Raw genomic sequence first — 12,308 nt, 5'->3', positions numbered from 1 at the left:
ATGGAAGGACGAGTCCTTGAGCACCCATGCGGAGCCGGGCGGATGCTCAGCCCCACGCCTGACACATGAGTCAAGGTGTAGTTCGGTTGACGTTTACGCGGGTGCTGACGCCCTTCACGTAAGCTTCCTGGATGACAGCCGCCAGTGCTTGCTCCGCTCGTCTCCTGGGCTCGAGCAAGGAGGGGAAGAAGCTACCTTGGCGGAGCTTCGGGATCTTCAGCTCCACGGTTCCAAGGCGCGTATCCCACGTCCGCGAGCGCGAACCGTTTCGTTGCGTGACGCGGCTCTCTGTGCGTTCATAACGCTCCGCGCCGATTTTCTCCGTCGCCTCCGCATCGATGATGAATTGGGCGATCAGTTGCATGAGCTCACGTAACACGTCGATGCGATCCTCATCTTGCATCTTGCGAATCCATTCCAAAACTGCGAAGCTATTGAGCGAAGCCATCGTTGCGTGCCTCCTACTTTTGGTGTTCGCCACACTTTAGTAGACACGCACGGTGGCTTTCTCGTCAATTGGGACTGACGGATTTTACACCACTACTTGAGACTTTAACTGTCAAGATGCAAGCGTACCGAGAGTTAATGCGAGCAAACAGGCACCAGGTCGGCGAGATCAAGGAAGTGGCCTCGGAAAAGGACCAAGAACGGAGTACCGTGCTGAAGCTGGATTTGGAACGGGCGTTGGAAAACCTGCCGTTGGAATTGAAACACGTGTTCGTGTTGGCGGGCATCTACCAATGGCCTATCCGGGATGTCGCGTCATTCCTGAGAATTCCACCTGGAACTGTTAAATGACGTTTGTCCAGGGCAAGACAACAATTGCAAGCCGCACTGAGGGAAGACGGAGAAGATGCGAGTGGCCGGGAGCTTATCAACCGCTCGTTGGACGAGATCCTAACCGCACGGGCTTCGAACCAGTGGGTGAATCATGCAACAGTGCGCGATACGTTGGCCAGATCCTGGGCCACGATGAAGAGCCTGAGGTTCACGCTTATCAGAGAATGGCTTTCAGGTCAGGAGATCGTGAGAAGACAAAAGGCGAAGTATGCATGGCGTGCACCGAGTTGGCTACGGATCGAAACAGAATCACCGGATGCCGGGCGTGTGGTCACGGTCATTCATGGACGCCGTATGCGGATGTGGCAAGCAAGCACGGGTGTGATTCAAGAGGCACAACTCCCGCACAAAGCGACCCCGTCGCTCATGATGGACCATCTGTGGAAAGAGCTATTGACCCGAGATGACTTGGTGGTCATGCCGCCGGAACAGGATCAACGGTTATGGCACTTGTGGATAGAGATCGATGGGGATCTCACCGACGAGCACGAGCGTGGGGCGCTTGAGAGTGTCCATTTCTGGATTCATCCGGACGATGGTCTGCCAAGGCGCATTGAGTATTGGAATCGGCACGGGTGTCTGTTCCGCGAGGCGATGGAGGATATCGAATGGAATGTGCCAATTGTCAGGCGCGAGTTTACCTTACCCGCGGATGGGAGGAAGTTGCGTCTGTGGATGTTAGGAGATCTTCTCGGAGGATTTCCAATTCGTGTTGAGTTGAACAACGCAATGCGGCAATGCCCGTTTCCGCTAATGGGACTCGACTGGTCCATTGTGAAGGAACTCGGATTGTGTGACCACGTAGAAATCTTTAAGTATTATCGTGGACGAGAGTGGGCGGTTCGATACGGAGCACCCTCGCGTTCCAAGGCGGTGTTGCGGGGTGAAGCCTTCATCATGTTGTGGCAGGCAGGAGCGGTAACGGACGATGTGCGTCGTCATTGGGGGATTTCAGCCCTCCACGACGCGTGCCCGGAACTCGGCGCTGAAGCGAGAAGCGGTGAACTGATCACTTCCCGTGTGGTGTTTTCAAGATTGTATTGGGAAATGGACGGAAGACCCTATCAGCTCATGGCTGCTGGTATCTCTATGGACCGTTTGGTGAGCCTCGCGCGTTCGGTGAGGCCCCTGTGCGACCCGCCTTCGACACTTAGACAAAGCACGTAGACCAACGGATGGATGTGGGATCCCATCGTGGCGAGGCTTGTCAAACTTATCGACAGGCATGCGCCGCTCTTTTTGTCCACTCTCATTCGAGTTCGATCACGTCTCCTCCAATCGTAAGAAATTCATGTCGAACTTCAACGCCACGGGAGCATGAAATGAGGAGGTATTGCGATACGATCGCGTCAGCAGCCGCCAGGCCCCCTCTGACGCGGAACCTCGGTCACGACTACACGAGTCGTCCGCAAGTACCACGAATCCGCGTCGGTCATGGGGGCGTGGGACTTTGTATGACTACAAAGTGTCGAAGTCGGGTAGATGAGCTTGGTCATATCTCGAGATCATCCCCGTCCGTTTGGCGCGATTCGCGGCTTCCGCCTCGAGCATCTTACGCATGAAAACCGCTTCGTCGTAGCGGTCGTCGACGCGAAACTTGATGCGGATGTCCATGTCTCCGTCCTGACGCTCGACGATGTGCAAGCCGTCCGCGCGCATCTGTGACTTGACGCACGCAAACTCGCGTGCGATGTGCGCTTGGATGAGTTCGAGGATGAGAAGCTGGCGGAGTATAGAGGTAGGACGGTCCATAGGGACACCTCTTATGCGAACATGCGTTCTGTATGAGAGTATATGCGGATTTTTCTCTCCCCGCAACGTAGCTTTGCGTCTCCGTAACATGTGCTACTCAGCGTAGCTCATGTTTTTCTTGCCAATTTGGTCTGACGTGGGTTACAAAGAAGGTAACAGCAGGAACTCCCGCATCCCAGTTCCGGAACAGAGTGGAGAGGATGAGGGTGTGAGGACGTGTTGGATGCATCCTTTCCGGAGATTCTTCGGCGACTTCGCGAAGAGCGAAACTTGACTCAAGCGGATTTGGCGGGGAACGGCATTTCAAGGGCGTTGATCAGCTTGTATGAAAGTGGTCGCAGGACGCCGACCTATGAGACGCTTGCATATCTAGCGGAACGTTTACAAGTCACCGTGGATATTTTTTTCGGTTCCAACAATGAAGTCGTCCAAAAGGCGATGATGACCCTCATCCATCAGGCAGAACAGGCAGAACGGCAAGAACGATGGAAAGACGCCCTGGAGATGTGGGAGTCAGCGCACAACTTGTGTGAGGCATATCACTTCACAACATGGGATTTCCATATTAACGCCCACCGGGGCATCACCTTGGTGAACTTGGAACGTTACCAATGCGCCGTCGAAATTTTGCTTCCTCTTGTAATTGACCCACGACTGCACGACAACCGAGACGTAGCCTATGACATTTTGCGTGGTCTGGCTTTGAGCACTCGGCAGTTGGGTCAGTTAAAGATGTCGGAGACGTTTTTCAGGCTCATTCTGCATCTACTCGGGCCTTCAGATGAGCGTTGGATTCGTACACAGATTAATTTGGCAAGCATCTATGAACTTTTAGGAGAACACGACCAGGCGATTCGACATTATGTCTCGGCTGCTGAGTCCGCGCGACGCACGGGAAATGCGGAGCTTGAAGCGTGGACGATCATCGGGTGGACAACCGCTGAGATGAGTTCGGGAATGACGGAGCACGTGTCGCTGCTGTTAGACAGGGCTCATGACCTAGCCGATTCTCGGCAGGATGAACGCCTGTTGTACGCAGTTAGGCACAACAGATTGGTGCTCAAGCGAATCCAACGTGATGCCGATGCATTCCTACGTGAATACGCAATTCTCATCAACGAAGTGCCCAGCGATGAATGGAAAGCTCGATTGCTCGAAGAGAAAATCAAGTGGTCTTTAACTGAACAGAACTGGGATGATGCAGAAACTTGTTTGCACAAGGCTTTACAGCTGCCTCTGCCGACGCCCATTCGAGCCAAACTCCTGATATTGGGGGGTGAGCTCTACAAGCAACGCGGGAAATGGGGACAAGCCGAGATGTACTGGTTGCAAGCTGTAGAAGCATTACGGGCTTGTGGAAGCCAGTTGGTCAATCACGTATTACGCGAACTTCAACAGATCCCAAGAGAGGTAGCAACAAATCCGATCTTCACTGAGGGGAGGTGAGGTGGCATGAAGAAGTTCGTGTTGTGTGGATGTTTAGTTGTTGCAGCCATGGTGGGGTTGACTATTCTGAAACCAGCCGATGGTGTGATTCCCCCTGTTTTGAACATTTTAATAAATAACATCTGACTGTGCTTCTGACTGTGCTTCAATTGGTGGGGATGCAATTTCTTTTGCCAAACCTGCTTAAGCTGTATGCGAAACGGATAGATGATGAAGTCGCCAAAAGACCAACTCTCGATTTTCCCTTTGACAGAGGGGAGGCGAATGTCTGAAAGCCGGAGGGGAAGATGGAAGCGGCCTGCCTCATTGGGGCAGTAGAGTTGTGATCAACCCGGGAGTTGTCTCTCAAATTCCAAGGTCGTATTGCTGGGTAGCATCGGAGGATCTGGGTTAATACCTGTTCGATTTTAGGCGTAGATGAAGTTCTCCATCTTAAGTGAGACGTCGAACTGTCCAGAGAAGCATGGGTCTAGCTGTCTCGCGCTGAGGTAATCAAGAGTTGTTCAGACAAGTTGAATAACAGGCACTGGGTAGCGTCTGAGTGGATGGATGATTGGATATTTCAGCACATATAATGTGAAATAAAGGAAAGGGATTGATGGAAGATGAAGAAGCATCAATCGAAGAGGTTATATGGAGTTCCAGAAAGTATTCAGCCTAGAAAGTCGATAGCACGACGTTTTTCGCTTCCCAACACGTTTGATGACCGCGACGTCGCGGACGCGCTTGGAGAGGAATTTGCTCCGACACTTTGGAGTAAATTAATGAGAAAAGTGGTATCGGTGGACGATAGTACTCTTACGTTAAAGGTTCTTACCTCGGATAGTGTTATTACAGCAGCCCAAAACGGAGACGTTAATGCATTTGTTGATGCCCTCATTGCCGAAGGGTATCTAGGTGAAGAGACTGTCAAGGCGTTAGCTAAGACTGATAGATATAATTTAGCAGAACCATTAACGACAACCGTTTACGCCGACGTATATGCTGTGGTGGAGATAGCTGGATTAGTATTTCTTACTGTGTTGGTTGTCGCAGATATCGGTATGATCGCCACGAGCAAAATAGCACGTAACAACGACGCGGTACGTAGCGCTATTGTTGCCACCATATTGGGCGGAGACGATTTTGGTAAACGAGTGTGTGCCTACGTGTGGGCTAACATGAAACCCAAGATGGTCAAGGCAACATGCCAGTTAGGGGGTGCGCCTGTTGTTAACCCGGCTTGATGAACATTTTGGTCCAGAATCGCTCACAGTACTCGCAACTTATCAATGCACGGCAGCTTGCAAGGAATGTTGCTTTGAGTGTGGACCACATTTGCGCGAGCGGCTGCCTAGGGAGGTGATTTTGGATGTAATACGACAGGCTGCACAATTTAAAACGCTAAGGTATGTCGTTTTTAGTGGAGGGGAATGTTTTCTCTTGCATCAAGATTTAATTGATGCGGTTGCGTTGGCAAGTAGCTTTGGTTTGTCAGTAAGGTGCGTGACAAATGGTTACTGGGCTGTGAATGAACAAGCGGCACTCGCAAGATTGAAACCATTGGTCGAAGCTGGATTGACTGAGTTGAATATCAGTACTGGCGATGACCATCAGGAGTACGTTCCATTTCAGCGAGTTATAACAGGAGCCATGACAGCGGCACGACTAGGGATTAAGACGCTGATCGTGGTAGAAGGTAGTAAGAACTCAAAGTTCAAGGCTGAAGATGCAAGGAATCACCCTGATTTCCTAACTTTCAAAGAGTCTGATCCGGCGGGGGACAATTTGAGCATCATCAGCAACGTTTGGATTCCTTTTCACGAGGACCGTCAGTTAGTTCACGAGAAAAGTCTTATACGGAACCCTGATGAGAATTTCAAAGTGCAAGGTTGTGACAACATTCTCGAGAATTTTGTTTTGACTCCTTCTCATCAAATGGCGTCTTGCTGCGGTTTAACGATGGAACACATTCCCGAGATGAAACTGGGGGATGTGAGAAAACACCCCATTAAAGAGTTGTATTTTAATCAATTTGAAGATTTTCTCAAGATATGGATATACGTGGACGGACCGGAGCGTATAATTAGGTTTGCTCAGAAGCACAACCAAAGTATTCGGGTAGACAACACGGTACATCCATGTCAAGCTTGCGCTACCCTCTACTTACGACCTGAAATCCGCAAGACACTGAAGGACAACTATCAAGAAGTGATAGATGATGTCATGAGGCGTTTTTACTTAAAATTAGCATTGAGAAAATATACAGAAAAGTTCTTTCGAGAGAGCCCTAGAATTAAGCATGGAGCGTAGAATGTCCCGGAGGGAAGGCAATCGTGTGAGTGTGACCATTGGTTTGTAGACTACAATTGCAAGAGGAGCAGACATTCAGCCGATAGTAGATAGTCAGATTGCTTTCCCTCTTCGTGTTTTTTATTTATATTTAATGGAAACATAAAATAGTCTTCGTCGACTCCGTGAGTCGTAGTATTCGGCGCATCGGAGGGGTTAGAGTAATTGAGAGTCGCTACATGATCACCGTGCAACTAGGGTCTCCAGCTGAACCTTTGCAGAAGATTGAGCGAGCGAATCCAACACTCCCAGGCGGCGAAAGAACATAGTTATAAAATTGTGGATTTGAGTATTCGTTACGGGGGTGTGGCTTCTTGGTCGTGTTCCTTTCGCATACGCCACTCTTTGCGCATTTGCTGGAGGAGTTTTCGGATAGGCAGGTGGTTTTCACAGAGACGTCGAGCCATGGGTACACGGTGTTCGGCCAGGTAACAACCGTGGCGTTGTCTCGATGGTAGCCCACGGCGTCGCGCAACAGAATGCGATTTTTCTGCTCGACATGCGGATTGTCGTTCTTCTGGTAGGGGCGGCTATGAGTGTACTGAAGACTATGCTCGCGGACGAACATCCTAAAATGTCCATTGATGAGTCCGGAACCGTTGTCCGAAAAAGCAGACTAGACAGGGTATGGCCACTTCTCAACGATGCCGCGAAGTGCATCGAGAGCGACAGCTTGTCCGCGACCGAGTACGGCCCGGCGCCGACTCTATCTCCTGTGAACACAGCCACGACCGAGCGCGCATAGGCAAGGCGTCTTAAGGCGGAGCGCCCGTCACGTTGAACTAGGTCGATTCCCAACGCGCTGGTGCTGTCCTCGTTTCAAGCATAGGATAGTACGGGGATTTCGCCGCGCAACCTGGTAGCCAGTCGGGCGGCCTGTGGGTACTTGCCGCGCGCTCCGGCGTTGCCGTCATGAGAGCAGAGGTAATCAAGAACTTCCCAGGCACGTTGAATGACGGGTTCGCTTGCTTGCTAACGTGGCGGCGCGGTATATGTGGTTTGGCACTGCGCTGAACTGAGTGAGCCCCTCCTTTTGGCTAGAATTTAGCTAATCGATCGCGCGGCTTTGAGTACGGCCTAAAGATGGATATATGAATCTTTTTGGAGGGCCTTCATGCTTAAGTTTTGTTCTGTGTGTGCTGGTTATGGTAGGAAAAAGGTGTTACAGAACATTGATCTGACTTACCATGAAGGATTCCACGTGATCCTCGGTTCCAATGGTTCGGGTAAGACGACATTATTTCGGGTAGGGTCTGGTATTCTACCGCCTTTTGAAGGGTCAGTTGAAGTTTTAGGAGAAAACCCATATCAAATGCCGTCCATAAAACGTCAGGTCGGCTATCTGTCGCACGGTGCAGGAATGTCAACATATTTAACGGTTCTCGAGAATTTGCACTTTTGGGCACGAGTGCAAAAGATGCCGAGAAAGCAGTTCGAGACTAGATTGGAAGAATTCATCCACTCCCTTTCTCTCTCGGACATCCTGCATGAAAAGATCAGCCGTCTTAGCCGTGGACAATTCCAACGTGCTGCTTTAGCACAAACCTTGTTACATGATCCAAAAATCCTCTTTCTCGATGAGCCGACTACCGGCCTCGACCCGACGACCGCGCGCAGTCTCCGAGATCTGCTGCGCAGGATTTCAAAGGGACGAGCCATTATTTATTCAACCCATAATCTCCATGAAGCGTCTGAACTGGCCAATGATATTACTTTCCTGAGGAAAGGCCGTGTCATCGCTCGCGGATCCTTAGATGAGTTACGAAACAATCAATCAGCTATCCGACGTTTCTGTCTAAAGGTGAATAGAGATCCGCGGGAAGTATTCAGGTCATTTGCTGTGGAGGCGATTCAGGATCAGCGGGGCTGGTTCATCGAGTGCCAGAGTGACGAGGAACTCGGTCGAATCGTCGAAGCACTCATCGCGCACGGTATGCAGGTCTCAGAAGTTCGGCGATTGGATGACGACTTGGAACAAATCTTTTTGCAGAAGGAGAAAGAGGGATATGAATATTAAACGCACATGGCACCTGGGAATGAGTTTACTCTGGCGAAACTTCGCCGAACAAAAGTATCGACTATGGACTACCCCTTTACTCATTTTAGGTCTCATTCTATTGATAACCTTGAGTGTCCTTTATGCTCCGGGCGTCACAACACCACAGACACTCCCGACCCTTGAGAAAATCGCGAGTGCGACCTTTGGATTGACTGGCGGTCGCTCGACCCTTCTGGTGGCTTCCCTCTTTGGATTAGGTCCCTATATCATCGCGGTCCTGGTCTCCAACATGGCGGCTTCCAATGCTCAAGGTAGCTTCGCAGATGAGGCGACCCGAGGAGGGTTGGAGTTGCTGCTGAGCGCGCCATACACTTTGTCTGAGGTGTTTGGAGCAATCTTGCTATCATCAGTTGGTCTGACAATAACGGTCTGTACTTGTGTTGCCGTTGGTACGTATGGAATCGCCTTCGGGGTCATGGCCGCGTCAAGATTATCATTCCCATTTCATGCCAACTACTTGGTTCTGGTGTTCCTTTTGCCACTTGGCCTCGGCATATGTTCTGCGCTCGTCTCGTTGTTGATTTCAATTGTATTTCCGAAAGCGGCAAAAATCAGAACAGGTGGTTCCGGGAACTTAGCACGCCTTGTTGCCATCATGCCCTCGTTGGTCTTTCTAGGCGTTGTGACTCTCCATCCCGAAATGAATTTGCTTGAGTTAGCGCTTATAGGTATTGGAATAGGTATCCTGGGTTCGTTTATGGTTGCTTACTTATGTGGACGATGGTTTCGAGCAGAAATGATACTCGAAAAATAATCATATGTGATGATGGACCTGGTGAGTATATAAGGAATACTGCTCTTACTGCTAATCTAGGTGAGAATCGATGTTACGATTGCACCACGGTTGGCAAGGGTGCGCCCTTATCGCAAATGGAAACCAGGAGGATGCTGAATGGACGACAAGAACCGGAAGAATCATCGTCGATGGTGGAATTGGATCATTTACTACGATCCGGATAACCCTAGAACTTTCGTTCGGAGAACAGTAGGGTTTGGTGTGACGATCAACTTTGCCACCCCTCTTGGCAAGGTGATCGGTGTTATCTTTATCTTGATTATCGTCGCGGCTGTAATCATAAAACATCGATGACAATTGAAGATATACCGTATATGCGAATACAAGCTTCTGGCAGACTCACGAGTCGAGCACAAAGAAGGATTTGACTCGAAAGTTGAGAAAATCCGCTGAGCTATGTCGACAGAGTCGAAGCCCACATTCCGCGCTGCGCAACGGAAACTTATCTTCTAATATACATATCAAGACTCGCAAGTTCGTAGGGACGAGCCCCCACTTACGCTGGTGTACTGTTGGCGTAGAGTGGTTTGGCCAGTGCACAAGCGTTTAGGAGCCGATTGACCAGACCGGAGCCAGCGGTGCGGCGGTTGAACCGGAAGACGTACTCCTCCAAATACGCCTGCTTGTATACTACTCTTCCGTGGTACGTGCCATCGATAAACTTCTTCAGGTTGCTGGTGAGCGTGTCGATCCACCGGAACACCTCGTGAGCGTCATCGTCGCTCGATTTCGTGACGATGTGCGTTACGTTCAAGTCCTTGGCGCATGCAGCATATGTCGGGTACCCATCTGTCTCTAGAGTCACACCCGGTGCCAGCCGCCTCGACAGTACGTCTGATACCGTCTGTGCACTCATGTCATCCACCCGTTCCATAAAACAGTGCGCTGGAGCACCGCCTCGCTGTATCGATACCCCAATCACGACGGTATCTTGGTCCGTACCTCGGCCAGACTTGCCGTCGCCGTGGCTTACTCCACCCAAGTAGAAGTCGTCGACTTGCACCAGGCCACCCAGCTTGTAGCGGGCATTTCGCTCCGCCATGGCTTTGCGAATCTTCTTGAGCATCAGCCAGGCCGTTGGATACGATACGTCAAGGTGCCTGGACAACGTCGTGGCAGCCACGCCCCTTTTATCGTTGGCCACTAAGTACACGGCCAAAAACCACTTGTTGAGCGGAATCTTGGTCTTATGGAAGATGGTCCCCGCCGTTACTGATGTTTGGCGATGACACCGTGTACACTCGAATAGCGGTGCCCGTTTGTCTGCGTCCCGGCGGTGCTTTGCATGGACCAAGGTGGCTGACGTATGGCTGCACTTCGGGCACACGAAACCATCCTTCCACCGCAGCTTAATGAGGTGCTCTTCACAGGCTTTTTCATCTGCAAAGCGGGCCATGAACTCTGCAAGGTTCACCCTCAACACCTCGCGAAGAACGGAAGAACGTATGTTCTGACCCAATTCTACCACCTGCGCCCCACTTTGACCACTGGTTCTTGCGAGTTGTGTTTGCTAACGTGAGCCTTTTGCAGAATGACTGATTCCATCGCGAGCGAAAACCACGCACACTTCTCGTGAAAGATAACTTACTCCATAAAAATCCTTTTCTGCTGTGTGGATAGATCACGCCCCTTCAGTGGTGTTCGTTCGAAGCATCAGGTTAAGCCACCTGCTCGAGACGATTCGTCCGGTGCATCGCCAGAGCAGATGCCAACAGTACACTGGCGTTGATGTACGCATGCGCTGTGACCTTCTCGATACCCCGCACATGCACGCCGTCCAGCGTCATCCACTCTTTCAGCCGTGCAAAACAGCGCTCTACAGCGGTCCGTTCATCATAAAGCATCTTCCATGTCCGAGAGCCGCGATGTGGATTCGCGTATCGACGGACGTCCTCATCGATGTGCTTCTTCACGACCATGCCATAGTTCGACGCAGAACAGGCAGCCATGCCAAGCGGGCAATCGACATGTCCTGTCGCATGGGGACAGCGAAACTTGAGCCAGGTGTTATGGACGCCCCAATACGTCATTCGGTACCCCATCGTGCAGCGGGGCGTGCCGTCGAAATCCATCCCTTCCGGCGGCTCTTTCTCATTCCGGCGATTCATCGGAATGATAGCCTGAGCGCCCAATGCTCGAGCGGCTTCATAGTTTTTCGTCTGGTCGTATCCCGCATCCATCAACACGAAGCGAATCCGCCAATCTTGGCGATGGAGCTCCTCCATCAAGGGAATGGCCATCTCTCCATCGTAGACGTTCGCTGGCGTCACCGTGAGCGCCATGGGAAGTTCACTCTTGGCATCGACCGCCAAATGAACCTTGTAGCCAAACCACGCCAGCTTGTTGCCAAAGGCATCGAACTTCGCGCCCCAGTTGGCCCGATTGGAGGGCTGGACACCTGAGCGTGGGTGTTTCCGCTCATACGCATGGATCGCCGTGCTGTCGATGGCGACGTGTTCGCCCTCGATGAGCCCTTCGTCACGGCATTGACGAACCAACTCGGCAAATAGTGTCTCCGCAATCCCTTTGTCGACGATGGCCTGAAAGACGCGGCTTAGGGTGGAGACGGACGGAACAGGTTCGTGAAGGGAGAAACCGCACTGGTAACGGAAGCGCAAATCACTCTCCAGACGTCGGTGAAGCTGCGTAAAGGTCGAAATCCCTTCAAGGGGGGCCGCGAGAAATGCGCGCAAAATCGCTTCTCGAGAGATGGGCTTTGCCCCTTGGGGTGTCAAACTTCTCAACTTCGCGGCATACGGACCCAGATCGAGCGCGGAGAAAAAACGTTCACGCCGCTCCGAAGGGTCAATTTCCATCCATTCGTCAAAGGAAAAGAGCCATGTTTGTCGAATGTACACGTTGGACTTCGCCCCCGTAGAAATGGTTTGGTGGATACCATTTTCTTTCTCTCAAGTTGGGGTGAAGTCCTTCTTTGTGCTCGAAAAACCCTTGCCGCACAAGGGCTCTTGATTCTGCAAAAGGCTCAACGTAAAAGTTGACCACGTGGGGGTACATTGACAACCAAAAAGTTGACCACCCCGGCACCTCTTTCCTGTACCCTGGAGTTTGGCACGAACTCTGGGG

11 protein-coding genes and 1 pseudogene are annotated in these 12,308 nt (G+C 51.3%); 8 read left to right on the top strand and 4 right to left on the bottom strand.

What is annotated here, in order from left to right:
* Positions 1–97 precede the first annotated feature (97 nt).
* Positions 98–403, bottom strand: a pseudogene (locus J3481_RS13580) (transposase); the annotation flags it as partial.
* A 182-nt stretch (positions 404–585) separates the two neighbouring features.
* Here J3481_RS13580 and J3481_RS13575 point away from each other — a divergent pair.
* Together J3481_RS13575 and J3481_RS13570 are read left to right on the top strand one after the other, a co-directional pair.
* Positions 586–798 (top strand): sigma factor-like helix-turn-helix DNA-binding protein, encoded by a 213-nt coding sequence (locus tag J3481_RS13575; protein WP_206832672.1) that lies wholly within the window; start codon positions 586–588, stop codon positions 796–798.
* Positions 799–822: 24 nt separating this feature from the next.
* Complete coding sequence (locus tag J3481_RS13570; protein WP_206882510.1) at positions 823–2,007, top strand: LolA family protein; 1,185 nt, start codon at positions 823–825, stop codon at positions 2,005–2,007.
* A gap of 291 nt (positions 2,008–2,298) precedes the next feature.
* Here the strand turns inward: J3481_RS13570 and J3481_RS13565 are convergent, their stop codons facing one another.
* A complete protein-coding gene (locus tag J3481_RS13565; protein WP_206832674.1) occupies positions 2,299–2,592 on the bottom strand; it encodes a hypothetical protein in 294 nt (97 codons plus the stop codon).
* Between the two features lie 216 nt (positions 2,593–2,808).
* Between J3481_RS13565 and J3481_RS13560 the strand changes: the two genes are divergently transcribed.
* From J3481_RS13560 to J3481_RS13535, 6 genes are all read left to right on the top strand, one after another.
* Positions 2,809–4,038: a helix-turn-helix domain-containing protein gene (locus tag J3481_RS13560; RefSeq protein ID WP_206832675.1), complete on the top strand. Its 1,230-nt coding sequence runs from the start codon at positions 2,809–2,811 to the stop codon at positions 4,036–4,038.
* A 605-nt stretch (positions 4,039–4,643) separates the two neighbouring features.
* Positions 4,644–5,264: a hypothetical protein gene (locus tag J3481_RS13555; RefSeq protein WP_206832676.1), complete on the top strand. Its 621-nt coding sequence runs from the start codon at positions 4,644–4,646 to the stop codon at positions 5,262–5,264.
* Entirely contained in the window at positions 5,248–6,330 is a 1,083-nt protein-coding gene (locus J3481_RS13550; protein ID WP_206832677.1) for a radical SAM protein, read from the top strand. The genes J3481_RS13555 and J3481_RS13550 overlap by 17 nt, the downstream gene beginning before the upstream one ends.
* Before the next feature lie 1,153 nt (positions 6,331–7,483).
* Complete coding sequence (locus J3481_RS13545) at positions 7,484–8,386, top strand: ABC transporter ATP-binding protein (protein WP_206832678.1); 903 nt, start codon at positions 7,484–7,486, stop codon at positions 8,384–8,386.
* Positions 8,376–9,182, top strand: a complete 807-nt coding sequence (locus J3481_RS13540; RefSeq protein ID WP_206832679.1) for an ABC transporter permease subunit — start codon at positions 8,376–8,378, stop codon at positions 9,180–9,182. Before J3481_RS13545 ends, J3481_RS13540 begins: the two co-directional genes overlap by 11 nt.
* Before the next feature lie 138 nt (positions 9,183–9,320).
* Positions 9,321–9,518 carry a DUF5808 domain-containing protein gene (locus tag J3481_RS13535; protein ID WP_206832680.1) on the top strand — a complete coding sequence of 66 codons (198 nt, stop codon included), beginning with the start codon at positions 9,321–9,323 and terminating at the stop codon, positions 9,516–9,518.
* A gap of 202 nt (positions 9,519–9,720) precedes the next feature.
* On the opposite strand, the gene J3481_RS13530 is transcribed toward J3481_RS13535, so the two are convergent.
* The gene (locus J3481_RS13530; protein ID WP_206832681.1) at positions 9,721–10,638 is read right to left on the bottom strand and encodes an IS1595 family transposase; all 918 of its coding nucleotides are present in this window, start codon (positions 10,636–10,638) and stop codon (positions 9,721–9,723) included.
* Positions 10,639–10,882: 244 nt separating this feature from the next.
* Positions 10,883–12,082 (bottom strand): transposase, encoded by a 1,200-nt coding sequence (locus J3481_RS13525; protein WP_206832682.1) that lies wholly within the window; start codon positions 12,080–12,082, stop codon positions 10,883–10,885.
* Positions 12,083–12,308 lie beyond the last annotated feature (226 nt).

Source organism: Alicyclobacillus fructus, assembly GCF_017329605.1.
Lineage (GTDB): Bacteria > Bacillota > Bacilli > Alicyclobacillales > Alicyclobacillaceae > Alicyclobacillus > Alicyclobacillus fructus.
This window is presented reverse-complemented; position numbering and strand designations above follow the sequence as displayed.

What these genes read in the sequence shown, in the direction of transcription:
- J3481_RS13575 (WP_206832672.1), top strand. Translation starts at nt 586, where the DNA reads ATGCGAGCAAACAGGCACCAGGTCGGCGAGATCAAGGAAGTGGCCTCG.
- J3481_RS13565 (WP_206832674.1), bottom strand. Translation starts at nt 2,592, where the DNA reads ATGGACCGTCCTACCTCTATACTCCGCCAGCTTCTCATCCTCGAACTC.
- J3481_RS13555 (WP_206832676.1), top strand. Translation starts at nt 4,644, where the DNA reads ATGAAGAAGCATCAATCGAAGAGGTTATATGGAGTTCCAGAAAGTATT.
- J3481_RS13545 (WP_206832678.1), top strand. Translation starts at nt 7,484, where the DNA reads ATGCTTAAGTTTTGTTCTGTGTGTGCTGGTTATGGTAGGAAAAAGGTG.
- J3481_RS13540 (WP_206832679.1), top strand. Translation starts at nt 8,376, where the DNA reads ATGAATATTAAACGCACATGGCACCTGGGAATGAGTTTACTCTGGCGA.
- J3481_RS13535 (WP_206832680.1), top strand. Translation starts at nt 9,321, where the DNA reads ATGGACGACAAGAACCGGAAGAATCATCGTCGATGGTGGAATTGGATC.